The 23,734-nt window shown below is 45.9% G+C and carries 26 protein-coding genes; 7 read left to right on the top strand and 19 right to left on the bottom strand.

Annotated features, from left to right (window positions below; all coding sequences use genetic code 11):
* Positions 1 to 249: 249 nt before the first annotated feature.
* The 5 genes from rpsF to C7475_RS24945 all read left to right on the top strand — a co-directional run bounded on the left by rpsF (position 250) and on the right by C7475_RS24945 (position 2,712).
* Entirely contained in the window at positions 250 to 600 is a 351-nt protein-coding gene (rpsF, locus tag C7475_RS24965; RefSeq protein WP_106601492.1) for a 30S ribosomal protein S6, read from the top strand.
* A gap of 4 nt (positions 601 to 604) precedes the next feature.
* Positions 605 to 871 carry a 30S ribosomal protein S18 gene (gene rpsR / locus C7475_RS24960; protein WP_089828299.1) on the top strand — a complete coding sequence of 89 codons (267 nt, stop codon included), beginning with the start codon at positions 605 to 607 and terminating at the stop codon, positions 869 to 871.
* Positions 872 to 933: 62 nt separating this feature from the next.
* Positions 934 to 1,380, top strand: a complete 447-nt coding sequence (gene rplI / locus C7475_RS24955; protein ID WP_110056129.1) for a 50S ribosomal protein L9 — start codon at positions 934 to 936, stop codon at positions 1,378 to 1,380.
* Between the two features lie 84 nt (positions 1,381 to 1,464).
* Positions 1,465 to 2,199, top strand: a complete 735-nt coding sequence (locus C7475_RS24950; RefSeq protein WP_146217645.1) for a hypothetical protein — start codon at positions 1,465 to 1,467, stop codon at positions 2,197 to 2,199.
* 120 nt (positions 2,200 to 2,319) lie between these two features.
* Positions 2,320 to 2,712 carry a hypothetical protein gene (locus C7475_RS24945; protein WP_110056127.1) on the top strand — a complete coding sequence of 131 codons (393 nt, stop codon included), beginning with the start codon at positions 2,320 to 2,322 and terminating at the stop codon, positions 2,710 to 2,712.
* A gap of 3 nt (positions 2,713 to 2,715) precedes the next feature.
* Here C7475_RS24945 and C7475_RS24940 read toward each other — a convergent pair whose 3' ends face one another.
* The 5 genes from C7475_RS24940 to C7475_RS24920 are packed head-to-tail and all read right to left on the bottom strand — an operon-like array spanning position 2,716 to position 8,059.
* The gene (locus tag C7475_RS24940) at positions 2,716 to 3,786 is read right to left on the bottom strand and encodes a dipeptidase (RefSeq protein WP_110056126.1); all 1,071 of its coding nucleotides are present in this window, start codon (positions 3,784 to 3,786) and stop codon (positions 2,716 to 2,718) included.
* 20 nt (positions 3,787 to 3,806) lie between these two features.
* Positions 3,807 to 4,916 (bottom strand): D-TA family PLP-dependent enzyme, encoded by a 1,110-nt coding sequence (locus tag C7475_RS24935; protein WP_110056125.1) that lies wholly within the window; start codon positions 4,914 to 4,916, stop codon positions 3,807 to 3,809.
* A gap of 14 nt (positions 4,917 to 4,930) precedes the next feature.
* A complete protein-coding gene (locus C7475_RS24930; RefSeq protein WP_110056124.1) occupies positions 4,931 to 5,392 on the bottom strand; it encodes a RidA family protein in 462 nt (153 codons plus the stop codon).
* Between the two features lie 22 nt (positions 5,393 to 5,414).
* Positions 5,415 to 6,755 (bottom strand): gluconate:H+ symporter, encoded by a 1,341-nt coding sequence (locus C7475_RS24925; RefSeq protein WP_110056123.1) that lies wholly within the window; start codon positions 6,753 to 6,755, stop codon positions 5,415 to 5,417.
* Between the two features lie 32 nt (positions 6,756 to 6,787).
* A complete protein-coding gene (locus C7475_RS24920; RefSeq protein WP_110056122.1) occupies positions 6,788 to 8,059 on the bottom strand; it encodes an ABC transporter permease in 1,272 nt (423 codons plus the stop codon).
* Positions 8,060 to 8,114: 55 nt separating this feature from the next.
* On the opposite strand from C7475_RS24920, the gene C7475_RS24915 reads away from it, so the two are divergent.
* A complete protein-coding gene (locus C7475_RS24915) occupies positions 8,115 to 9,128 on the top strand; it encodes a LacI family DNA-binding transcriptional regulator (RefSeq protein WP_110056121.1) in 1,014 nt (337 codons plus the stop codon).
* Between the two features lie 78 nt (positions 9,129 to 9,206).
* Positions 9,207 to 10,253: a phosphotransferase enzyme family protein gene (locus tag C7475_RS24910; RefSeq protein ID WP_110056120.1), complete on the top strand. Its 1,047-nt coding sequence runs from the start codon at positions 9,207 to 9,209 to the stop codon at positions 10,251 to 10,253.
* A 75-nt stretch (positions 10,254 to 10,328) separates the two neighbouring features.
* Here the strand turns inward: C7475_RS24910 and C7475_RS24905 are convergent, their stop codons facing one another.
* The 14 genes from C7475_RS24905 to C7475_RS24840 form a co-directional block, all read right to left on the bottom strand.
* Entirely contained in the window at positions 10,329 to 11,702 is a 1,374-nt protein-coding gene (locus tag C7475_RS24905; protein ID WP_110056119.1) for an NADH-quinone oxidoreductase subunit N, read from the bottom strand.
* A gap of 27 nt (positions 11,703 to 11,729) precedes the next feature.
* Positions 11,730 to 13,166 carry a NuoM family protein gene (locus tag C7475_RS24900; RefSeq protein WP_110056118.1) on the bottom strand — a complete coding sequence of 479 codons (1,437 nt, stop codon included), beginning with the start codon at positions 13,164 to 13,166 and terminating at the stop codon, positions 11,730 to 11,732.
* 46 nt (positions 13,167 to 13,212) lie between these two features.
* A complete protein-coding gene (gene nuoL / locus C7475_RS24895) occupies positions 13,213 to 15,117 on the bottom strand; it encodes an NADH-quinone oxidoreductase subunit L (RefSeq protein ID WP_110056117.1) in 1,905 nt (634 codons plus the stop codon).
* A 43-nt stretch (positions 15,118 to 15,160) separates the two neighbouring features.
* Complete coding sequence (gene nuoK / locus C7475_RS24890; RefSeq protein ID WP_110056116.1) at positions 15,161 to 15,478, bottom strand: NADH-quinone oxidoreductase subunit NuoK; 318 nt, start codon at positions 15,476 to 15,478, stop codon at positions 15,161 to 15,163.
* A 47-nt stretch (positions 15,479 to 15,525) separates the two neighbouring features.
* Entirely contained in the window at positions 15,526 to 16,023 is a 498-nt protein-coding gene (locus C7475_RS24885) for an NADH-quinone oxidoreductase subunit J (RefSeq protein WP_110056115.1), read from the bottom strand.
* Between the two features lie 48 nt (positions 16,024 to 16,071).
* Positions 16,072 to 16,581, bottom strand: coding sequence for an NADH-quinone oxidoreductase subunit NuoI (nuoI, locus tag C7475_RS24880; protein WP_110056114.1), 510 nt, complete (start codon positions 16,579 to 16,581; stop codon positions 16,072 to 16,074).
* A 26-nt stretch (positions 16,582 to 16,607) separates the two neighbouring features.
* On the bottom strand, positions 16,608 to 17,645 hold the full coding sequence (gene nuoH / locus C7475_RS24875; protein WP_199236284.1) for an NADH-quinone oxidoreductase subunit NuoH: 1,038 nt from the start codon (positions 17,643 to 17,645) through the stop codon (positions 16,608 to 16,610).
* Positions 17,646 to 17,680: 35 nt separating this feature from the next.
* Entirely contained in the window at positions 17,681 to 18,772 is a 1,092-nt protein-coding gene (locus C7475_RS24870; RefSeq protein WP_110056113.1) for a 2Fe-2S iron-sulfur cluster-binding protein, read from the bottom strand.
* A gap of 22 nt (positions 18,773 to 18,794) precedes the next feature.
* On the bottom strand, positions 18,795 to 20,159 hold the full coding sequence (gene nuoF, locus C7475_RS24865; RefSeq protein ID WP_110056112.1) for an NADH-quinone oxidoreductase subunit NuoF: 1,365 nt from the start codon (positions 20,157 to 20,159) through the stop codon (positions 18,795 to 18,797).
* Positions 20,160 to 20,204: 45 nt separating this feature from the next.
* Positions 20,205 to 20,690, bottom strand: a complete 486-nt coding sequence (gene nuoE, locus C7475_RS24860) for an NAD(P)H-dependent oxidoreductase subunit E (RefSeq protein WP_110056111.1) — start codon at positions 20,688 to 20,690, stop codon at positions 20,205 to 20,207.
* Positions 20,691 to 20,714: 24 nt separating this feature from the next.
* Positions 20,715 to 21,932 carry an NADH-quinone oxidoreductase subunit D gene (locus tag C7475_RS24855; protein WP_110056110.1) on the bottom strand — a complete coding sequence of 406 codons (1,218 nt, stop codon included), beginning with the start codon at positions 21,930 to 21,932 and terminating at the stop codon, positions 20,715 to 20,717.
* Positions 21,933 to 21,950: 18 nt separating this feature from the next.
* A complete protein-coding gene (locus C7475_RS24850) occupies positions 21,951 to 22,472 on the bottom strand; it encodes an NADH-quinone oxidoreductase subunit C (RefSeq protein WP_110056109.1) in 522 nt (173 codons plus the stop codon).
* Positions 22,473 to 22,535: 63 nt separating this feature from the next.
* Positions 22,536 to 23,099: an NADH-quinone oxidoreductase subunit B gene (locus C7475_RS24845; protein WP_110056108.1), complete on the bottom strand. Its 564-nt coding sequence runs from the start codon at positions 23,097 to 23,099 to the stop codon at positions 22,536 to 22,538.
* A 98-nt stretch (positions 23,100 to 23,197) separates the two neighbouring features.
* A complete protein-coding gene (locus C7475_RS24840) occupies positions 23,198 to 23,590 on the bottom strand; it encodes an NADH-quinone oxidoreductase subunit A (protein ID WP_110056107.1) in 393 nt (130 codons plus the stop codon).
* Positions 23,591 to 23,734 lie beyond the last annotated feature (144 nt).

The raw sequence follows: 23,734 nt of genomic DNA, 5'->3' as shown, positions 1-23,734 counted from the left end.
TTAAGTATCGCTTATGTATCGCTCATCCTACGTTCATCTTACGTTCATGAACGTAAGATGAACGTAGGATGAGCGATACATAAGCGATACTTAACCGAATATCAGTAAAGTTAGATCCCTGAATGCTGAAACGGCATTTACGCAGAAAAACCGGAAAATCAATCCGGGTCTTTTATTTGCTGGTGTCAGCAATTTAAGTATCTTTGCACTCCTAATTTTTTTTAACAACATTTAAAAACAGGGAAATTTATGAACTACGAATTGATGGTGATTTTTACCCCTGTGCTGTCTGAGGAAGACTACAAAGCTGCTCAGAAAAAATTCGCTGATCTCATTAAAGAGAATGGCGGAGATGTAACGCACGAAAATCCCTGGGGATTAAAATCACTGGCGTACCCAATCCAGAAGAAAACCACGGGCATGTACCTGGTTCTGGAGTACAGCGCGCCATCCGACCTCAATGAGAAGCTGAAAATTCAGCTGAACCGTGACGAAAATGTACTGCGTCACATGATCACAGCATTAGACAAATATGCTGTACAGTACAATGGCCGCAAAAGACATGGCGTGAACGCTGATTCTAAAACCGCAGAAGCTTAAAATTATGGCAGTAAAACAAGAAATTAAGTACTTAACCGCCGTAAAACAAGAGAAACGTGCTAAGAAATATTGCCGTTTCAAAAAGTTAGGCATCCGGTATGTGGATTACAAAGACGCTGAGTTCCTGAAGAAATTCCTGAACGATCAGGGTAAAATGTTACCTCGTCGTATCACTGGTAACTCTCTGAAATTCCAGCGTAAAGTAGCGCAGGCTATTAAAAAAGCCCGTCAAATGGCTTTGTTACCTTACGTTACTGACCTTTTAAAGTAAACAAACCTACTGGTTTCCTGGTCCTTACCGGGTAAATTAAAGGTCCTTAAAACTAATTAACAATGCAAGTAATCTTAATACAAGACGTAGATAACCTGGGCCAGAAGAATGAGCTGGCTACCGTTAAAAACGGTTATGCCAGGAATTTTCTGATTCCGCAGAAATTTGCGGTAGAAGCTAGCCCTTCTAACCTGAAGCAACTTCAGGAGCGCGTAAAAGTGCAGAAAGTAAAAGAAGAGAAAATGCTGGCTGAAATTGCCAAAGTTGTGGAAGTGCTGAAAGCAGGTCCCGTTAAAATTGGCGCTAAAACTGGTACTTCCGGTAAGATTTTCGGTAGCGTAACTGGTGTGCAGATCGCACGTGCTATTAAAGAGCAGAAAGGTTACGAAATCGATCGTCGCCGCATCCACATCCTGGATGACGTAAAAGAATTAGGCACTTATAAAGCAAGACTGGATTTCGGTAAAGGCAACGAAGCTGAACTGGAATTCGAAGTTGTAGCTGAATAAGACTACATATTCTTCAAAAAAATCCCGTCTCGTTCTAAATGAGACGGGATTTTTTTATGTAGTTATTTATATTTGCGCCATCATATGAAAAAGTATTTACCTCTATTTTTTATTGCAGGGTTGATGGTAGCCTGCAATGGACAGGATACCACTGTTAGTACGACAGATACTGCACATATAGAAGAACCTCCCTCAACAGGTAAAGTACCCGTTAATACAGATACCTTCTCTGTCGGTAACAAGTCTTTCTCTATCTACCCGCTCGAACATTCTTCATTCGAGAAACAAGGTACGCCCGATTATGACAGCGCTGAATACAGCCTGCTGATAGATGATAAAGCCCGTGTTAAACGTATAAGCGACTCCCTGATCTTCACCCTGAGTAATGGCAAGACAACTGTTCTCGCCAATAATACCAAAGAGGAAGACGATCAATACAGCATCTTCTTTTACGCCGGCTATCTGCCCGCAATTCATCAATATCTCGTGTTTGGCAGCTACTATGAATCCAGCGACTATGTGCTGATCAATGCCGATAACGGGGAGATCACACACGTATGGGGCGTCCCTGCCATCTCTCCTGATCATAAATATGTCATCTGCGCTTCTGTCGACCTGATCGCCGGCTTCAACAACAACGGCTTCCAGCTCTTTTCATATCGCGATAATAAGCTGATTCCCGAGGGAGATGTGCAGTTTGATAAGTGGGGCCCGGGCCAGATGAAATGGCTCGATAATAAGACTGTAGAGGCAGAATACGTGGTGTTGGACAATGATATGAATGAAGTACCTAAACCAGTCAAACTGGTGATGAAATAAACAGACCTTTGTCTGTTAAAAAAAGGAATACCGAAGATCCGGTATTCCTTTTTTTATTTAGTTTATTGAGTTCCCTCCGGATGTTAATAAATGTGCTAACTTCCTCATAAATCCAGTCAGATGAAAAATACCTTATTGCTATCATTGTTACTGCTGACAGGTTTAGCCTTTGTCTCCTCCCCCGGCTATGCTCAATTGCAACAAGCGCCACTTTCCAATATTGAAGGCAATGCCCGTTCCATCACTAGTAAGCTGAAAACTGCACTGACCTTAACGGAGGAACAACAACCAAAGATATTGACTGCTGTCACCAACTTCCTGGAACAACGGTCTACCATCCTTTCCATGAACAATAGCAACCCGAAGGCCTATAATACCAAACTGAAAAGCTTCCAGAACAGCTTTAACAGAAAACTGAAAACAGTACTGACACCAGAGCAATTCACCGGTTTCCAGGAACTGAAACCAGCAACCAATGACATGACCAATGTGCTGTCGCAGTTGTTTTATTAACGCTTACTTCCAGGCCTTACGCAGGAACCGGAGCCAGTTACCATGCATAATGTTGTCAATATCGGCATCAGAATAACCTCTCTTGGCAAATAGGGCCGGTATCTTCTGCAGATCAGCTATTGTTTCCAGGTCATACGGACTTTGTTCTGTTCCGAAAGCACCGTCCAGATCAGACCCAATACCAACATGCAACGCGTTTCCTGCCAGCTGGCATATATGGTCCATATGATCTACCAGTACGTCCAGCGAAGCACCCATTTCTTTCGGTTGAGATACTCCCCTTACCCAACCCGGCACCATCATCCAGGCATCCATAGCGCCGCCTATAACTGCGCCACGGCTGATCAGTTCTTTTATCTGCTCATCAGAGAACTGCCTGTTATGGTTTACCAGTGCACGTACATTGTTATGGCTGGCCCATACATGTCCGTGGAAATGCTCCATTGCTTCCCAGAAACTATCGTCACACAAGTGCGTAGCATCCAGGATGATATTCAGCCTTTCCATTTCCTTTAGTAAAGCATGCCCTTTAGGTCCCATGAAACCAGTGGCGTCAGTACCTTGCGCATAACGGCCAGGGCCATAATGAGCAGGGCCTACTGCGCGTAACCCATTGTCATAAGCACGTTGCAGATAGTTGATATCTACAATAGAATCTGCGCCTTCCAGGCTAAGAATGTACCCAATAGGCTTACCGGTGTTAGGCGTACCATCGTTCCACAATGCAAGATGTTTCTCCAGGGCTGCCAGATTAGTGATCTGGAACATTTCCCCGGCATCTTCCATTGCCTTATACCACGCTAACTGACCCTGCGTCTGTGCCCATGCCTGTTCCGGCGAAAACCAACCGGGCAAAGGGTTCTCAGGCGCTACAAATCGCGCTATCTGCGTAGCTACTACCAGACCGATATTTCCTTTGCGCAGCTCGGGAAATGACACCACTCCTTTCGCACGGTCAGGTTTATCTGTCAGTCCTTCCTCACGCTTCCTGATATCAGCTACCGGCAATCGCAGGTTACGGTTCCATTCCATCGCATTCATGCTGAGATCAAGATGCGCATCTACTATAAACATGTCAGTATTTTTTTGATAAGTTAGATCATGATCTTTCTATCCCTGGCTACTACCTTCCAGTAGGCCACACAATTGTTATCTTCAACAACGCCTACACGATCATGCAGCGCTACCGTCGGACAAATGTGTACAGGAATACCGTAGAAAACAGTGCCCACGGGATATAGAGAAGTATCCGGCACTTCAACAACCAGGTGTTCTTCACTATGCCCCTTTGGCGCTGCATCGGGAACATCTAAAAAATGTACTCTCGGTTGAGGCATCTCTGATGAAAGTGCTTTGTGCCCGAGATCTACACACAGATGCCTGTCATCAATGATAGAGATCACCCTTGTAGCTACTACTGCTGCATAGGCAAACTCCTGTTCAGGAAGCTCCCGCCGATATCCCCAGTCCCAGAAGATGAAAGTACCAGGACTACATTCAACACCGGGTCTTTCTGCATGAAATGCATAAGTAGGAGTGCCTCCGGCGATGATCTGCGGGGATGGCGCACCTGCCGCTGTAATAGCAGCCGCCAATGCTGTTACAGGCGCAAAGCCTGCATCACATTTCTCTTTGCGTACTACAGGGTCTGCATCATGCAGATGACCATCGTATGCATGTAAACCAGCCGGCGTAATACCTGGCATATGTTGCAACTCCTGGTAGAGTTCCAGTGCTGCTTCGCCAGGACCTGCAGGAATGCCTGTCCTGTTCATTCCAATGTTCAGATCAAGATATACCGGAATAATACGTTTTGCAGCCAGGAACAGCGCAGCGATCGCCATTGCTGCCGTGCGGTTATCCACCAGGCAGGAATACTTTGTATCAGGATACTGTTCCACTACTTCCAGCAGCCGGCTTATTTTAGGCCCTATGGGCTGATAAGCCAGCAACACATCCGCAGCACCGGCCAACCCCAGCATTTCCGCTTCCGCGATAGTTGCACACTTAAACTTATTGATACCTTCACCCTGCAGTAACTGCACGGCTTCGATCATCTTACTCGTCTTAATGTGCGGACGCAGACGCTGTACATCTCCCACTGTCTTTTTCACCAGCAGGATGTTCTCACGCATCCGTTCCGGATAAACAAGCACCGCAGGACTATCTACAGTATTGATATTATGCAATTCGTACCAATGCATGACTGTTGTTTGAATTAGTGAAGTTCCAGCAGCGCTTCGATTTCCACAGGAATGTTATCAGGCAATGAACCAAAGCCCACCGCACTGCGCACGCCAATACCATTTTCTTCACCCCATACTTTTGCAAACAGTTCGCTGCAACCATTGATAACGTAAGGATGACGGCCAAAGTCCGGCGTACAGTTCACCATACCCAATACTTTGATCACACGTTTCACTTTATCCAGGCTACCCAGGTTTGTTACTATGGTAGACAACATTGTCAGGCCCACTTGTCTTGCTGCCAGTTTGCCTTGTTCCATATCAAAGTCAACACCAATACGGCCAATGATCAGGCTCTTATCATCCTGTACAGGACCATGTCCAGACAGATACAGGTACTTACCGTCTATGAGGTATGGTTTGTATACGCCTAATGGTGCCGGTGCTGGTGGTAATGATAATCCTAACGCTTTAAAATTCTCTGTTGGTGTCATACGATCACTGTTTTGCTTGTAATTAAATAAAGAGGTTTAAGATCAAACACCCGATCAGTCCTACAACAGAAACGATCGTTTCCATGATTGACCAGGTTTTGAAAGTATCTTTCACTGACAAATTAAAATATTCCTTGAACATCCAGAAGCCTCCGTCGTTCACATGGGAAAACATCAGGCTTCCTGCACCGGTGGCCAGCACCATCAAACTGGGATGTACCGTCGTGCCCACTACCAATGGCGCCACAATACCGGCGGCTGTCAATCCCGCTACGGTAGCGGAACCTACGCTTACACGGATCAGCGCTGCGATACTCCACGCTAATACAAGCGGGTTCATATGCATGCTGCCTAATCCTTCTTTGATCACATCACTTACCTTACTGTCCAGCAGCATCTGCGTCAATGCACCGGAACCGCCAATGATAAGGATAATAACAGATACATCACGTATAGCATCCTCCATAGTACCCATCACTTTTTTGATTGGCCATCCTCTGCGTATACCAAGTACGTAGGCGCCATTCAGCACTGCCAGCAACATCACGATCACAGGGTCTCCCAACCAGTTAGCAATACCATATACGGCACTTTCCGGTGCTACCTTCAGCTTCACAAGAGAGGTAGCAGCCAGCAACAATACAGGCAGCAACGCAGCAATAATGCTTGTCGTCATACCAGGCAACTGATCCTCCGGAAGTGTAGCAGCGGTAAACAGTTGCGCGGGTTCCTGTGTATATTTTTTAAGGAAACGGCTGAAGACAGGTCCTGCCAGTACAATAGCGGGAATAGCCACCAGGAGGCCGTATATCAGCGTTAATCCCATATTGGCATGGAAGGCTCCTACTAAAGCTGTAGGCGAAGGGTGGGGCGGTAAGTAGCCATGCGTGACAGACAATGACGCCAGCATGGGAATACCCAAATAAACGGCAGGTAGTTTAGTGCGTGCAGCAACTGTAAAGATCAGCGGCACCATCAGTACAAAACCGATATTGTAGAACAAAGGAATGCCGACAATAAACCCTGTCAGCATCAATGACCATTGTACATATTTACGTCCGAACACCTGCATCAGCCCATTTGCAATTCGTTGTGCAGCGCCGCTTTCAGCCACCAGCTTACCCAGCATGCTACCGAATACAATGATGATAACAAGTGAACCTAATGTTTTACCGATACCTGTCTGTATAGACTGGGTAATATCAGCAATGGACATTCTCTGTGCAGGTTCCCTGACCACGTTCAATGCCAGTCCCATGAACAGGCAGACAATAAGGAACGCAATGAATGTGTTTAACCGGAAATAAGCTACCAGAAGTACCAGCAGCAGGATCGAAGCAAATACTACAACTACTAAAGCCATGAATCAATAGGATATTGGCAGGCGCCTGTTAATTATTCGTAACGTAATGCAACTATCGGGTCCAGACGGGAAGCCTTAATGGCCGGATATATACCTGATGCAAGCCCTACGGCCGCACAGATGATTATACCTGTCGTTATCCATACCCACGGAATTATAAAGTCGGTATCTAACAGCAATGAAACAATATTACCCACCAGCATTCCCAATATCACTCCCAGCAAGCCTCCCAGCAAACTGATGATGATGGCTTCATATACGAACTGCTGGCGTATCACTTTCCTCGTAGCGCCCATCGCTTTGATGACGCCGATCTCGCGGGTACGTTCTGCTACCGATACCAGCATGATATTCGTCAACCCGATAGCAGAACCAAACAAGGTAATAGCCCCGATCAGAATTGCAGCAAATACCACAACACCCAACAAGTTAAACAACATCTCGGCAACACTGTCACTTTTATTGATGTAAAAATTCTCTTCTTCACCCAGCGAGAGATGACGGATGATCCTGAACATGCCAGTAGCCTCTCCAATAGCGGCTTCCATCTTAGTAATGTCTTTTACGGAAACACCGATATTGTAGTTGATATTCGGACGGTCAAACACTCTCCGTGTATTATTCACCGTTGTGATGATCACATTGTCCGCACTCATAAAACCACTATTCCCCTTCGGCTGTAATACGCCTACGACACGGTAGCGTACATTGCCCACACGTATACTGCTGTTCACTACATTCCTGAGATTATCGCCAAACAGTTTCTTCGCTACATCCATTCCCAAAAGTGCTACGTTCCTTCCTGACTCCACATCCAGCAAATTCAGGTTCCGTCCTTCACGAAGTGTATAGTTAGAAAGCTGCAGATAACTTTCATCACCTCCCATCACACGGACATTGGGATTTGTTTTCTTGTCGTCTTTATACACGGTAGCGTTCCCTGTGGCATTTGTTGACAAACTGACTACAGCGGGGAAAGAATACCGTTTTTTAAAGTCCATAGCTTCCTTGTAAGTAATTGGAATATTACTATTGGACGTTTTTACTTTTGATTTTTTGTCGCCTTTCTTCGCTTCTCCACCACCACCGATACGTATCCTCAAAGCTCTGCTCTGAATATTGAAGCTGTTGGCTCCCATATTGGCGAAGCTGCTGTAGATACTGTTCTTCATGCTGTCTATGGCGGTAAAAATGCCTACAAGGGCCATAATACCAAAACCAATGATGGCAACAGTAAGCCCTGCGCGCAAACGGTTGCCGGCAACAGAGCGAAAGGCGAGGGAAAATGTGTCGAGGAACTGCATGATTTAAAGTTAATAAAAAGTTTTTTTCCGCTACTTTTATTATATAAAAGGCCAGATGCCCAATCCCCCGACCATAAAAGAAATCGCCAAAAGGCTGAACCTGGCTGCTTCGACTGTTTCCAGGGCACTGCACGATCATCCGCGTATCGGGCTGAGAACCAGGTTGAAGGTGCAGGAACTGGCCCGTGAACTGCAATATGAGCCTAATCAGACCGCCATTTTCTTTCAGCAAAAAAAGACCTTTACGCTCGGCATTGTTTTACCGGAACTATCCGAAGCTTTCTTTTCGGCTGCCATCAGCGGTATAGAAGACACGGCCAATAAGAGCAATTATATGGTCCTGCTGGGGCAATCCCATGATGACACTGAAAGGGAGCAGAAGATCGTAGAAATAATGAAGAACCACCGGGTAGACGGACTACTCGTTTCCCTGGCTAAGAATACCGTGAATTATGCACATTTTGAGATGTTGCGGAAATATAACATCCCGGTCGTATTCTTTGACCGCATCCCCAATATGCCGGATATTCACTACGTAGCTTCAAATATGGAATCAGGCACCATACAGGCCGTATCTCTCCTATTACAGCGGGGGCATCGCGTTATCGGTATGATCAATGGCCCTGAAAAACTGATAGCCAGTCAGCAACGCACAACAGGCTACCAGAAAGCCATGCAGCAACAACGGCTGAAATATGACGCCAGTTTGAATGTCAATGCCGATCTTACAAAAGAAGGTACCCGCAATGCCATGCAACAGCTGCTGTCGCACAAAAGGAAAGTGACCGCTATCGTCGCATTCAATGACTACGTATCCCAGGATGCCGTACAATACGCGGTTGAACAGGGACTGGAGATCAATAAAGACATCACTTTTGTCAGCTATGCTAATCTGCCCATTAGTAGTTACATGGCCTTCCCTCCTCTTGCTTCTGTAGAACAGTATCCATACCTCCAGGGACAAAAAGCCACAGAGATCCTGCTGGAACTACTTTCCGGCAAACTGGCGGCTGACCGGTACCAGCAGACAGTGATCGACTCACGACTGGTCATTGCACCTGGCAGGTAAATTTGCGCAACCGTTTGTCCAGTCATTCTCTCAATTCTTATCGTTATGTTTGAAGCATCGCAATTTTATCAACCAGCAATGCAGAATATATTAACAGCTTATGGATTAGTAATGGAAGAATGTCTCATTCAACCATTTGGCAGTGGGCTAATCAATGCCACCTGGAAAGTATCCAATGCTGATAATACTTACATCCTGCAACGTATCAATCACCAGGTATTTAAAAAGCCTGCGCTGATTGCACAGAACATCAGTACCATAGGTGATTATCTGGATAAATACCATCCTGATTACTTCTTTGTACAACCGGTACAAACTACAGATAAACAGGATATGGTCATTACGCCGGAGGGTGAGTATTTCCGTCTGCAGCCTTTTGTATCCAATTCACACAGCTATGATGTTGTGAATAACGAACAACTGGCATATGAAGCAGCCAGACAATTCGGACGTTTTACAAGATTACTTTCCGGTATCGATACCAGTGAGATACAAGTGACCCTGCCGGACTTTCACAATCTCACCTTACGTTATGCACAGTTTGAGCAGGCAGTTCAGCAAGGTAATGCTGCACGTATAGCGGAGGCCAGTGAAGACATCAATACCATCCGCAGTTATAAATACCTGACAGATATATTCAACACTATTCAACATAGCCCTTATTTTAAAGTGAGAGTAACGCATCACGACACGAAGATCAGCAACGTGTTGTTTGATGCAGATAACAAGGGCATCTGTGTAATAGACCTTGATACCGTTATGCCTGGCTATTTTATCAGTGATTTTGGCGATATGATGCGGACCTACCTATCTCCCGCCAGTGAAGAGGAAACAGACCTGAGCAAGGTAAAAATGAGGAAAGAATATTATACCGCTATTGTGAATGGATACCTCAGTGAAATGAAAGACGAACTGAGTATTACAGAACAGGCACACCTGGTATATGCGGGGCAGTTCATGATATATATGCAGGCTATCCGCTTCCTTACGGACTATTTCAACAACGATGTTTACTACGGTTCAAAATATGACAAACATAACCTGCTAAGAGCGCGAAACCAGCTTACATTACTGGAAAGCATCACAGCGCAGGAACAAAGTCTTTCTTCTGTGGCGGCACACTAACGCCACATCGTTTGAAAAGCAGCACCAACAAAAAATACCGGCCAGTTGGCCGGTATTTTCATTTTATCTAAAGTCTTAAATAAACTGTAGTAAGAGTCCCGGGAAGACACCAAGCAGTATCACGATGGCTGCTGTAATAATGAGCATCGTTTTGAAACCTCCGGAGATAGGAGCTGTTTCTGCTTCTCCCTGTTTGAAATACATCGCAATGATGACACGGAAATAGTAATAAGCACTGATCGCTGCGCATATCACACCTACTATCGCCAGCCATAACAGGTTACCCTGTTCAACAACAGCTGTCAGCACAAAGTATTTAGCGAAGAAACCTGCTGTAAGCGGAATACCTGCCAGTGAACATACAAAGATAGCAGTTGTAACAGCCAGTACCGGTTGTGTACGTGCCAGGCCATTGAAGCCATCAAATGTATAGTCCTTCAGCTTGATCATTACTGCGAAGATGCCAATGGTAGCAATACTATAGGCAGCTGCATACAGGATGATACCCTGTGTAGCATGAGTATTAATTGATACCACCGCCATCAGCATGAAACCTGCCTGGGCGATACTGGAGTAAGCCAGCATACGTTTTACACTTTGCTGGAATACTGCTGTGAAGTTCCCGATGATCAGTGTTGCGGCAGTGATGATTGCCAGCAATAACTGCCAGTCTGCAGTAATACGTTCGCCGATGAAAGCGCCATGGAAGATCCTGATGAAGGCGATAAATCCACCAGCCTTCACTACAGTCGCCATGAAAGAAGTAAATACGGTAGGTGAACCATCATATACGTCCGGTGTCCAGAAGTGGAACGGTACGGCAGATACTTTAAAGGATAATGCAAAAGCCAGCAGGATGATACCGCAGAGTGCCAGTGTGTTTACCTTGCCAGCTCCCAGTCCCAGATCGGCTACGTTGAAAGTACCGGTAGCGCCATAGATCAGGGTGATACCCATCAGCAGGATACCTGTAGAGAAAGACCCCATCAGGAAGTATTTCAGGGAAGCCTCACTGCTTTTAGGTGTTTTCTTATCAGCACCTGCCAGTATATACTGTGGAATAGAAATGATCTCTATTGCCAGGAAAAGCATTAATAAACTGCTGAAAGTAGAAGCCAACGTGATACCTGAAAGAATGAAAAAGATCAGTGCGAAATAATCTGACACATGCTCTCCCACATTCTCAAATGCACTGCCTGACAGCATAAAAAGGATCAGCGTAGCGCTCAATGCTATGGCATTGAACAGAATGCTGAAATGGCTGACTGTGATCATGCCATAAAATGTACGTTCACCTGCTCCTATAGTGGATAACTCAGCCAGGTTAGCCGCCAGACAAACCAGCAGGACAAAGATGGCTATATACTTAATGCGCTGCTTATTAGTTACAAATAAACCCGCAAACATCATTACAACGCCCGATAAAGCAGTAGATATTAATGCATTCATATTCCTGTGTTACGAAAGAACAACTTTTTAATAAACCTTGTTAACCAATTCAGTAGTGCTGCTTACCAGTTCCAGCATAGGCTTTGGATATACGCCCAGCGCCAGAATGATCACTACAATAATGCTCAGCACCAGCAGCTCATTTCCTTTCAGGTCAGTAGTGGTCTCTGTCAGTGCATTGCTTTGACCGAAGATCACTTTCTGCACCATATTCAGTGTGTACACCGCTCCCAGGATAACACCCAGTCCGGCAACTGCCATAAACCACACATTATATTGGAACAGACCGCTGAACATCAGGAACTCCCCGACAAAACCATTGGTCAGTGGTAATGCAACATTCGCAAAACTGATGGTCACAAAGAAGATAGCGATGCCAGGTGCATACTGTGCAATACCTCCCATCTCGTTCAGGTTTTTGATCTTCAGACGGTTCTGGATAATCTCAACGATGATCCACAGACCGATGATGTTAATGCCGTGGTTAAACATCTGCACCATCAAACCCTGTAAGCTCTGCTCATTGTTCGTGAAGATAGCTGCGCTCATCAAACCAATGTGGGCAATGGAAGAATAAGCGATCAGGCGTTTGATATCTGACTGTACGATAGCGATGCAGGATGCGTAGATGATACCGATGATGGACAATACGATCGCAACATCTGACCACATATAAGCTCCCTTCGGCAATACAGGCAGTAACCAGCGTATCACACCAAATAGACCCATCTTTACCATGATACCGGAAAGTACCATTGTAACAGGGGTCGGAGACTGTTCGTAAGTATCCGGCTGCCAGGTATGGAAAGGGAAAACCGGCATCTTGATAGCAAAGGCTACAAAGAAGAGCCAGAACAACCATGACTGGTCCTGCGGAGCTACGTTGCCACCAGTAAAGCTGGCGTAGCTGAAGGAATGTTCCGGTGTTTGCAGATAGATATAGATCAGGCCTATCAGCATGAGCAGTGAACCTGCAAACGTGTATACGAAGAACTTGAATGTAACAGGAATACGTTTTTCGCCACCCCAGAGTGAACAGAGGAAGTACACCGGAATCAGTGCGAGCTCCCAGAAAACGTAGAACAACAAAGCATCGTAAGCTGTGAAAACACCTACCAGGCCTGCCTGAGAAAGCAGCATCAGGCCGTAGAAACTGTTTGCACGCTCGTAATCCCTGTTGAAAATAACGATAAAGATCAGCAGGAAAGAAATAGCTGTCAGCAAACAAAGCATCAGGCCCATTCCATCCAGACCTACGCTGAACTGAGCACCCAGCTGAGGTATCCAGCTTGCAGAAAACTGCAGACTGGCCGGAGCAGTCCGGAACTGGAACAAGGCACCAAGCGTTACTGCCAGCGAAGCCAGGGATGCTATCAAACCCAGCGCTTTCGGTCCAGACCCCTTCAGACCAAACGTAATCAGGCCCGCAACTAAAGGAATCAATATGAGTAATACTGTCAACATAATTTTATCTAAACTTGTCCTTTTTTAATGATGATACAGGTATCTCCTACTTCAGCAGAAAGCCTATCACAAATAAAACTACCATTCCAATTACCATGGCAAAGATGTAGAAACCTACCTGTCCGCTCTGCAGCAGTCTTACCTGCTGACTACCCCAATGTACTCCACGGCCTACACCATTTACTAACCGGTCAATACCTGATTTTTCGATCGCCTCTTCAAAGAAACGGCTCAACATCATCAGGGGTTTCACTATGATAGCATCGTATAACTCATCCACATACCATTTGTTCTCCAATACTTTGGCAATACCGGTACGTGGTTCTCCATTGTCTTCATAATTGCGGTACCAGGCACGTGCAAGGAAGATGGTGATGATCACCAGCACGGAGCTAAGTGCCATCAGCAGCCATTCAGTGTTATGAGACAAATGCTCATGTTCGTGTACAAATGGTGCTGATCCTGCAAACACAGGCGCCAGGTATTCTTTCAGCAGGCTATGGGTACCGAATACTTCTGGTAAACCAATATAACCACCTATTACTGAAAGGATAGCCAGAACGATCAGCGGGATAGTAATAGCCGCCGGACTTTCGTGCAGGTGATGTTCCTGCTCGTGCGTACCGCGGAACTTACCGCAGAAAGTAATGTAGTATAAACGGAACATGTAGAAGGCAGTCATCAGCGCTGTGATGAGTGCTATTGCATACATGATCTTATTATTGATAAATGTTTCAGCCAGGATCTCATCTTTGGAGAAGAAGCCTGACAGACCAGGGATACCGGCAATAGCCAGACATCCGATCAGGAAGGTAATGTGTGTAACAGGCATGTACTTTTTCAGTCCGCCCATTTTATTGATGTTCTGTTCACCACCCATCGCGTGGATCACTGAACCGGAACCCAGGAACAACAGCGCTTTGAAGAATGCGTGAGTCATTACATGGAATACAGCAGTCGTATAAGCGCCTACTCCCAGAGCGAGGAACATATATCCCAGCTGGCTCACAGTGGAGTAAGCCAATACTTTCTTAATATCATCCTGTTTAAGTGCAATGGAAGCTGCGAGTACCGCAGTAGCCAGACCTATTACAGCAACAACAGTCTGAATGCATGGAGCAAGTGTATATAACACATTGCTGCGTGCAATCATGTAGATACCTGCGGTCACCATCGTAGCAGCGTGGATCAGGGCAGATACAGGTGTAGGACCCGCCATCGCATCAGGTAACCAGGTGTATAAAGGCAGCTGGGCAGATTTACCGGCAGCACCAACAAACAGTAGGATAGCGATAACAGGTATTATCTTATCACCTGCGCCAACTGCTGCAGCTTTTTCAAATACTTCAGGAAAAGTTACACTGCCAAATTTCACGATCATCGCGAAGATACCCAGCAGGAAGCCGAGGTCACCGATACGGTTCATCACGAAAGCCTTCTTGGCAGCATTGTTATAAGCGGTGTTTTTGAACCAGAACCCGATAAGCAGGTAAGAGCAAAGCCCTACGCCTTCCCATCCGATGAACATCATCACATAGTTAGCGCCCAGTACAAGTATCAGCATGGAGAAAACGAACAGGTTGAGGTAAGCGAAATAACGCGCAAACCCTTCACTGGTTTCATCATGCATGTAAGAAGTGGAGTAAATATGGATCAGAGAACCAACACCGGTAATGATCAGCAAAAATAAAGCGCTCAGCTGGTCTACCTGGAATGCGAAAGGTATGTGCAGGCTGCCTGCGGAAATAAAGTCAAACAACGTAACTGTCTGCGCCTGAAATCCGGGGGCTTTCACCTCCAGGAAGATCAGTAAGCTAATTACAAAGGCAGCCAATACAGCTCCGCTTCCTACTATACCCGCCAGTGATTTGGAGAGGTATCTTCTTCCCAATCCATTCACCAGGAAACCTAATAATGGTAAAAATGGTACCAGCCAAACTAGATGTATCATCTATTCAAATACTAATTACGATTTACAATTACGATTCAAGCTGTTAGTTCTTCAGCCTGTTCATGATATTAATATCCACCGACTGTGAATTCCTATATACCATCACGATAATGGCCAGTCCTACGGCAACTTCCGCAGCAGCTACCACCATGATAAAGAATACAAAGATCTGCGCTCCGCTGGCATCTACACGGCCAGCATCTGCCCACATCTTAGAGAAGGCAACCAGCAGCAGGTTTACAGCATTCAGCATCAGTTCCACGCACATGAAAATAATAATGGCATTTCTGCGCATCAGCACGCCCATCACCCCGATACAAAAGAGTACTATGCTTAAGAAAATGTAATATTGAACAGGCATCTTTAAAGAATTACAAATTGATCAATGACGATTTACAGATGTTGTGGTTATGCTTCTCTTTTCCCGATTATCACAGCACCGACCATAGCACTCAGGAACAGGATGCTGCTAACTTCAAAAGGGACTACGTATTGATTGAATAAAGTTTTACCAAGGTTGGAGATCAGCCCTATATCAGATGCTGCTGGCTGAATCGGAGTTACATCGGCTTCACGGAGCGCACCCAGTAATACCAGCAATAGGGCGCCGCCACTGATAGCACCGGCATATTTCAACCAGTTACGCTTCTGTGGCTCTATTTCTGCATTCAGGTTCATTAACATGATCACAAACAGGAACAATACCATGATGGCTCCCGCATATACTATAATATGCACCACAGCCAGGAACTGCGCATTGAGCATAATGTAATGCCCTGCTATGGTGAAAAAGGTAACTATCAGGCAAAGGACACTGGTAACGGGGTTCTTGCTCAATATAACGCCCAGGGCGGATATAATAGAGATGATTGAAAGTACCCCGAAAACGATTTGTTGTAAACTCATTCCCATTGCTATAATGACTATTATGGTTTTAGCTAAGACTGTCTTTTATTATGCTTGTTTCTTTTCACCAGGTGCTGGTATGAGCAGGTCTGGTTTTCCGTAAATGAAACCTTCGCGTTTGTAGTTAGCAGGTGCAAATGTTTCTGTCAGATAGATAGCATCTTTCGGACAAGCCTCTTCACAAAAACCACAGAAAATGCAACGCAGCATGTTGATCTCATAGCGGGCAGCATATTTCTCTTCACGGTACAGGTGCTCTTCACCTGGTTTTCTTTCTGCTGCTTCCATTGTGATCGCTTCTGCCGGACAAGCAACTGCACATAAACCACAGGCAGTACAGTTCTCACGTCCTTCAGCATCACGGTTCAGGATATGCAGACCACGGAACACCGGGCTGAATGCACGCTTCTGCTCCGGATAACGCACGGTTTCCTTCCTCTTCCAGATATGCTTAAAGGTGATCACCATCCCCTTTATAATATTCCACAAATAGATCTTCTCGATGAAGGTCATCGGCTTGCGGTCCACTTGTCTTGCCCTACTTGTTAAAGCTTGCATATTATGCTATTAAAATAAGTCGTTAATTAATGTGTGCTGCGATACAATACGATCGCTCCTGTTATCAACATATTAGCCAGTGCCAGCGGGATCATGATGTTCCAACCCAGACGCATCAGCTGATCGTAACGGAACCTCGGGATCGTCCAGCGTACCCACATAAAGAAGAACAGGAAGCAGATGATCTTGATGAACAGGGCTGCTGTGCCCAGGATAGTCACCAGGTTAGGTGCCAATCCGAGGCTGTCCATGAATGGGAAGGAATAACCACCGAAGTACAGACTTGCCATCAGCGCAGAGCTGATGAACATGTTGATGTATTCTGCAAAGAGATAGAAACCCAGTTTCATGGAAGAGTACTCCAGGTGATAACCTCCATTCAATTCACTCTCAGCTTCTGACAGGTCGAACGGCGTACGGTTACATTCTGCAAAAGAACATACCAGGAATATCAGGAAGCCCAGTGGCTGGTAAAGTACATTCCAACCGCCATGGCGCTGCTGTTCTACTATTTCTTTGATGCTTAAAGTACCGGTCATCATCAGCAGTGCGATGAGAGACAAACCCATTGCCAGCTCGTAAGAGATGATCTGGGAAGCAGCACGCACGGATGCCAGCAGAGAGTATTTATTATTGGAAGCCCATCCACCCAGCATGATACCATATACACCTAAACTCACTACTCCGAAAATGTATAAAATACCAATGTTAATATCGGCGATCTGCAAAGACACGGTATGACCTGCGATGGTCAGGGTATCTCCCCAGGGAATTACTGCGCTTGTCATACAGGCTACGATCATAGCCAGTGACGGACCAAGAATGAACAGGAAACGGTTGGAATTGCCCGGAATGATCTCTTCTTTAAAGAAGAGTTTACCTCCATCGGCCAGAGGCTGTAATAATCCCATAAAACCGGCCCTGTTAGGACCAATCCTGTCCTGAATTATACTTGCTACTTTTCTTTCACCCCATGTGGAATACATAGCAACCAGCAGTGATACCGCCAGTACGCCTGATATCAGCACTATCTTTTCGAGGATAAAGAACCAGTCTATATTCATCAAATACGAATTATCAATTACGAATAATGAGTCTATTATTTCTTATTAAAGTCATCTGAATGCGCCGGACCGTCGATCTGAGACAGATCAATCTCCGGTCTGTTCACCTCACTGATGTCATGGATATCCAGCAGCAGTTTAGGCTGACGGCCTTCCAGTACTTCTACCAGTGTATCTTTAGGTTTGTGAACACCTACATAGTGACCCTGAGAAATAACACTCTGGCGCTCTATTTTACGTGGGCCTTCTATGGTCCAGTCTTTTACGTCTTTCTTATCAAAGCGGCAGGTATCACAGATCCATTCTTCCACTTCACCGTATTTATCCTTGCGGGCAGTTACGCGGAATACTTCATCACCGCGCATCCACAATACGGTTTTACCACAACATTTCGGATCGTGGCAATCACGATGTGCATCTACCGGTTTCAGGAACCAAACACGGTTCTTGAAGCGGAAGGTCTTATCTGTCAGCGCACCTACAGGACAAACATCAATCACGTTACCGATGAAGTTGTTGTCCAGTGACTGCTGAATATAAGTTCCGATCTCCGCAGCTTCTCCACGACCGAGTACGCCATGCTCACGCTTTTCAGTCATCTGATCGGCAGTGAATACACAACGGTAGCAGAGGATGCAACGGGTCATGTGTAATTGTATCTTATCACCGATGTCGATCCTGTCGAACGTACGGCGTTTGAATTCGTAGCGGGTAGTATCTGCACCGTGCTCGTAGCTGAGGTCCTGCAGATGGCATTCGCCGGCCTGGTCGCATACAGGGCAGTCCAGCGGATGGTTCAGTAACAGGAATTCCACCACACCTTTACGTGCTTCCTGCACTTCCGGAGAGGTGATATTGGCTACTTCCATACCATCCATTACGTTGGTACGGCAGCTAGCTACCAGTTTAGGCATAGGACGGGGATCAGCTTCTGATCCTTTGGTCACTTTCACCAGGCAGGTACGGCATTTACCACCGCTACCCTGCAGTTTGGAATAGTAACACATTGCAGGCGGCACGATATCTCCACCAATTCTACGGGCAGCATTCAGGATAGAAGTACCCGGCTCCACTTCCACGGAGATATTATCGATCTTAACCTTAAAGAGTTTCTTTTCTTCAGCCATTTTGCATCGCTTAAATTGATTCTTATACAGCAGCAGGAGCAGCTATTTCCAGAGGATCTGCGTAATGTGCCAGTCCGAAGTTACGTTTGGTAGCTTCTTCAGGATGCAGCACATGCCATTCAAACTCGTCACGGAAGTGACGAATAGCAGCAGCTACCGGCCAGGCAGCAGCATCACCCAACGGGCAGATGGTGTTACCTTCTATTTTACGCTGGATATCCCACAGCAGGTCTATGTCGCTCATTTTACCCTTACCATTCTCGATATTCTGCAGTACACGCTTCATCCAACCGGTGCCTTCACGGCATGGGCTGCATTGACCGCAGCTTTCATGGTGATAGAAACGGGCGAATGTCAGGGTGTTCTTCACAATACACTGGTCTTCGTCCAGTACGATGAAACCACCGGAACCCAACATGGTACCGGTAGCAAAGCCACCGTCAGCGAGGCCTTCGTACGTCATCATACGCTGCTCGCCCTTTGCTGTTTTCAGCAACAGGTTAGCCGGCAGGATAGGTACGGAAGAACCACCGGGGATACACGCTTTCAGGCGTTTGCCATTAGCGATACCACCACAATATTCATCAGAGTAAATAAATTCTTCTACTGAAATATTCATCTCGATTTCGTACACCCCAGGTTTATTGATATTACCACAGGCAGAAATGAGTTTGGTACCGGTAGATTTGCCAATACCGTATTTCGCATATTCATCACCACCGATGCGCAGGATAGGCACTACGGCAGCAAGTGTTTCCACGTTGTTCACAACTGTCGGACAATCCCACAGACCTTTCACAGCCGGGAACGGAGGTTTGATACGCGGGTTACCACGTTTACCTTCCAGGGATTCTATCAGGGCAGTTTCCTCACCGCAGATATAAGCACCTGCACCGCGTTGTACATATATTTCAAGATCGAAGCCGGTACCCTGGATGTTTTTACCCAGCCAGCCATTTTTCTTAGCTTCCGCGATAGCCTGTTCCAGAATTTCAGGGATCCAGGCGTACTCACCACGGATATAGATATAGCAACTGTTACAACCCAGTGTATAACTGGAGATGAGCAGTCCTTCTATGAGCAGGTGAGGAATAAATTCCATCAGGTAACGGTCTTTGAACGTACCAGGTTCAGATTCGTCAGCATTACAAACCAGGTAGCGGGGTACGCCTTCCGGTTTTGCGATGAAGCTCCATTTCATACCGGTAGGGAAACCGGCGCCACCACGGCCTCTCAGACCGCTCTTCTTCACTTCTTCCAGCACCTCTTCAGGTTTCATGCTTTTGAGCGCCTTTTCTGCTGATCCATAACCTCCATTGGCCCGGTATACATCATAGTACCGGATCCCTTCTATGTGCGCTTTGTCAAAAAGTAGTTTGCGTCCCATCTTACTTTTTATGATTGTAGACCGGTATTCCGGTCATTCAAAGTTTTAGTTTGCTTTAACCCTGCATTCCTCAATAATAGCATCTACCTTTTCAGGGGTCAGGTGCTCACGGAAGTGTTTACCCAGCTGCATCATGGGAGCGTATCCACAGGCACCGAGACATTCTACCGTTTTGAGCGTGAACAGACCATCATTAGTGGTTTCACCCACACCGATGTCCAGTTTCTTTTTGATATAGTCGATGATGTTATCTGAACCACGCAGCATGCACGGACCTGTCTGACATACTTCAAATACGTATTTGCCTACAGGCTTCAGGTTAAACATCGAGTAAAAGGTAGCCACTTCATACACTTCAATCGGCTTGATCTGCAGCAGGGAAGCCACGTAATCCATGGTTTCCGCGCTCAGCCATCCGCCAAACTCTTCCTGTGCCAGGTGCAGCAAGGGAATCAAAGCACTCTTCTGCTTCCCGGCCGGGTAACGGGCGATGATCTCTTTTACTTTATTCAGCTTCTCTTCAGAAAACATAACTATAGAAAGAAAAATTAATAATTAAGCGTCCAGTTCACCTGCGATCAGATTCAGGCTACTCATACAGATAACGGCATCGCTGAGCATTGCGCCTTTGATGAGTTCCGCATAAGCCTGGTAGTATATGAAACATGGGCGGCGGAAATGCAGCCTGTAAGGGCTACGGCCACCATCGCTGATGAGGTAGAAACCCAGTTCACCGTTGCCTCCTTCTACAGGATTGTACAATTCGCCAGGCAGAATATCAGCTTCCCCCATGATGATCTTGAAGTGGTAGATAAGTGCTTCCATTTTGGTGTATACCGCACTCTTTTCAGGCAGGTAGTACGCTGGTACATCCGCATGGTATACATCTGAAGGCAGGTCTTTCAGCTTATCCATCGCCTGACGGATAATGCTCAGACTTTCCCACATTTCACCGTTACGTACCAGGAAACGGTCGTAACAGTCGCCGGTGGTACCTACTGGTATTGAAAAGTCGAAATCTTCGTAAGATGAATATGGCTGAGATACGCGTACATCATAATCCACACCTGCAGCACGCAGGTTAGGACCGGTAAAGCCATAATTCATGGCTCTTTCCGCGCTGATAGGACCTACGCCCTGAGTTCTTTCCATGAAGATACGGTTACGGTTCATCAGGGTTTCGAACTCCTTCAGCGCCACCGGATATTCCTTCAGGAAGCGTTCTATTTTCTCAAAGGCAGCAGGTGTAAAGTTTCTTTCGAAACCACCTACGCGTCCAATATTGGTCGTGAGACGGGAACCGCATATTTCCTCATATATTTCGTATGCCAGCTCACGGTACTTCATGAGATAAAGGAAGCCTGAGAAGGCGCCGCTATCCACGCCTACCACACCATTACAGATCAGGTGATCTGTAATACGGGCCAGTTCCATGATGATCACACGGAGGTAGTCAACACGTTTGGGTGTTTGAATACCCAACAGTTTTTCTACGGTCATGTGCCATCCCATATTATTGATAGGAGATGAACAATAGTTCAGACGATCTGTTAAAGGAGTGATCTGGTAGTAAGGACGGCGTTCTGCTATTTTCTCAAATGCACGGTGGATATATCCCACAGTAGATTCCGAACTCACGATACGCTCACCGTCAATTTCCAGAATATTCTGGAATACCCCGTGCGTAGCGGGGTGGGTAGGTCCCAGGTTAAGGGTTTGTGTCTGCCTTTCTATGGAGCCTTCCGGCAGTATGATATGTTGCTGCTCTGACATGTTCAAACGTATAATTTATTAAATGCCAATATGCCCGCCGCGGCCGAACATTTCATCATCTTTATCGGTACGGGTCTGATCTTCCAGCGGAAATTCCTTACGCATGGGGAAATAGGTCATTTCGTCCACGTTCAGGATACGTTTCAGGTTCGGGTGCCCTACGAAGTTCACACCGAAGAAATCGTATGTTTCCCTTTCCATCCAGTTGGCTGATTCAAACAGCCTGGTAGCTGTGAAAACGCGTGTATCCTCAATGCTGGTGTATACTTTAAAGCGCAGTCTCACCCTTTCTTTGAAATTGTGCAGGTGATATACTACTGCAAGCTCCTCCCCTGTTCTGTTGGGATAGTGTACGGCAGTGAGGTCCGTTAAAAAACGAAATTGCAGCTCCTCATCATCGTACAGGAACTGCATTACTTTCAGGTTCAGGTCTTTCGGCGCGGCAAATGATAAACATCCAAAGGATTCTTCCACCTGGCTGATTGATTCCCCAAACTTTTCTGTTAACCTTTGCTTTATATAGTCGTTTGTCAAAGACATTACGATTTCAATTTTCTATTTCAGATTGACTTTTCGCGGATATGTTCTTTCTCCTGTACCCGATTACTGGATACCGTAAGAGTTCAGTAATTCCTTGTATCTATCGCTATGACGGCGGCGCAGACTTTCCTGTCCTACCAGGTCCTGTACGCGCATGAAACCATCAATGATCGCTTCCGGACGCGGAGGGCATCCTGGAACATATACATCCACAGGGATTACCTGGTCGATACCCTGCAAAACGGAATAAGTATCAAATACACCACCGCTGCATGCACACGCGCCAACAGCTACAACCCAACGAGGTTCAGCCATTTGCAGGTACACCTGACGTAATACCGGACCCATTTTCTTGGAAATTGTGCCCATTACCATCAATAAGTCACACTGGCGGGGAGTGAAAGCCATTCTTTCGGAACCGAAACGGGCCATATCGTAGGTAGAAGCCATGGTCGCCATAAATTCGATACCACAGCAGGAAGTAGCAAAAGGTAAAGGCCAGATAGAATTCTTACGAGCTGCACCAATCACCTGGTCGAATGTTGTTGCGAAAAAACCTTCCCCTGCATACCCATCGGGTATTTCCACATTCTTCACTTTCTCATTATACTGAACCGGACGTGCCATACCATGTCAGATTTAAAAATTTCAAAATCAGATTTGACCTAAACGCACACGGGATTGCCAGCCATCGGCAACCCTTTCTGCAATATTTTATATAAAAATCAGTCTTCCCATTTCAGCGCTCCCTTCTTCAAAATGTAGAAGAAGCCGCCCATAAAGAACGCTACAAAAAGTAACATGGCCATGAAGCCATCCCATCCCAGTTCTCTGAAATTCACCGCATAAGGATAAAAGAAGATCACTTCTACGTCAAAAAGCACGAACAATATGGCGGTTAGGAAGTACTTAATGGCTACTGGCTGGCGTGCATTACCTTTTTGTTCAATACCGCTTTCAAAGGTAGCTAGTTTGTCGCTGGTTTTACGTTTTGGCCCCAAAAAATGTGTTGCTACCATTGTAAGACCAACGAAGCCCAGTGCAGCTACAAGCTGCATAACAATGGGAAAATAGCTGAAAGGAGTAGTTGCTGACAATAATTCTGTGTCTGTAAACATAAGCTTCCCTGTATAAAATCGTTCTCCGAATGAGCAAAAATAGGCTAACTAATGCAAAAATCAAATCTTATGAAGGATTAAAATATTATCTTTTTTCACCAAACGGCAATAAAAAAGCCTCCTGTCGGGGGACAGGAGGCCTTC

This window comes from Chitinophaga sp. S165 (assembly GCF_003182155.1).
GTDB lineage: Bacteria > Bacteroidota > Bacteroidia > Chitinophagales > Chitinophagaceae > Chitinophaga.
This window is presented reverse-complemented; position numbering and strand designations above follow the sequence as displayed.

Coding starts and splice junctions, on each gene's coding strand:
- nuoK (WP_110056116.1), bottom strand. CDS start 15,478: ATGCCTGTTCAATATTACATTTTCTTAAGCATAGTACTCTTTTGTATC.
- rpsF (WP_106601492.1), top strand. CDS start 250: ATGAACTACGAATTGATGGTGATTTTTACCCCTGTGCTGTCTGAGGAA.
- C7475_RS24920 (WP_110056122.1), bottom strand. CDS start 8,059: ATGCAGTTCCTCGACACATTTTCCCTCGCCTTTCGCTCTGTTGCCGGC.
- rpsR (WP_089828299.1), top strand. CDS start 605: ATGGCAGTAAAACAAGAAATTAAGTACTTAACCGCCGTAAAACAAGAG.
- C7475_RS24905 (WP_110056119.1), bottom strand. CDS start 11,702: ATGAATGCATTAATATCTACTGCTTTATCGGGCGTTGTAATGATGTTT.
- C7475_RS24850 (WP_110056109.1), bottom strand. CDS start 22,472: ATGTCTTTGACAAACGACTATATAAAGCAAAGGTTAACAGAAAAGTTT.
- nuoE (WP_110056111.1), bottom strand. CDS start 20,690: ATGTTTTCTGAAGAGAAGCTGAATAAAGTAAAAGAGATCATCGCCCGT.
- rplI (WP_110056129.1), top strand. CDS start 934: ATGCAAGTAATCTTAATACAAGACGTAGATAACCTGGGCCAGAAGAAT.
- C7475_RS24855 (WP_110056110.1), bottom strand. CDS start 21,932: ATGTCAGAGCAGCAACATATCATACTGCCGGAAGGCTCCATAGAAAGG.
- nuoI (WP_110056114.1), bottom strand. CDS start 16,581: ATGCAAGCTTTAACAAGTAGGGCAAGACAAGTGGACCGCAAGCCGATG.
- C7475_RS24950 (WP_146217645.1), top strand. CDS start 1,465: ATGAAAAAGTATTTACCTCTATTTTTTATTGCAGGGTTGATGGTAGCC.
- C7475_RS24925 (WP_110056123.1), bottom strand. CDS start 6,755: ATGGCTTTAGTAGTTGTAGTATTTGCTTCGATCCTGCTGCTGGTACTT.
- C7475_RS24870 (WP_110056113.1), bottom strand. CDS start 18,772: ATGGCTGAAGAAAAGAAACTCTTTAAGGTTAAGATCGATAATATCTCC.
- C7475_RS24935 (WP_110056125.1), bottom strand. CDS start 4,916: ATGCATTGGTACGAATTGCATAATATCAATACTGTAGATAGTCCTGCG.
- nuoH (WP_199236284.1), bottom strand. CDS start 17,645: ATGAATATAGACTGGTTCTTTATCCTCGAAAAGATAGTGCTGATATCA.
- C7475_RS24945 (WP_110056127.1), top strand. CDS start 2,320: ATGAAAAATACCTTATTGCTATCATTGTTACTGCTGACAGGTTTAGCC.
- nuoF (WP_110056112.1), bottom strand. CDS start 20,159: ATGGGACGCAAACTACTTTTTGACAAAGCGCACATAGAAGGGATCCGG.
- C7475_RS24940 (WP_110056126.1), bottom strand. CDS start 3,786: ATGTTTATAGTAGATGCGCATCTTGATCTCAGCATGAATGCGATGGAA.
- C7475_RS24915 (WP_110056121.1), top strand. CDS start 8,115: ATGCCCAATCCCCCGACCATAAAAGAAATCGCCAAAAGGCTGAACCTG.
- C7475_RS24910 (WP_110056120.1), top strand. CDS start 9,207: ATGCAGAATATATTAACAGCTTATGGATTAGTAATGGAAGAATGTCTC.
- C7475_RS24845 (WP_110056108.1), bottom strand. CDS start 23,099: ATGGCACGTCCGGTTCAGTATAATGAGAAAGTGAAGAATGTGGAAATA.
- nuoL (WP_110056117.1), bottom strand. CDS start 15,117: ATGATACATCTAGTTTGGCTGGTACCATTTTTACCATTATTAGGTTTC.
- C7475_RS24900 (WP_110056118.1), bottom strand. CDS start 13,166: ATGTTGACAGTATTACTCATATTGATTCCTTTAGTTGCGGGCCTGATT.
- C7475_RS24930 (WP_110056124.1), bottom strand. CDS start 5,392: ATGACACCAACAGAGAATTTTAAAGCGTTAGGATTATCATTACCACCA.
- C7475_RS24885 (WP_110056115.1), bottom strand. CDS start 16,023: ATGAGTTTACAACAAATCGTTTTCGGGGTACTTTCAATCATCTCTATT.
- C7475_RS24840 (WP_110056107.1), bottom strand. CDS start 23,590: ATGTTTACAGACACAGAATTATTGTCAGCAACTACTCCTTTCAGCTAT.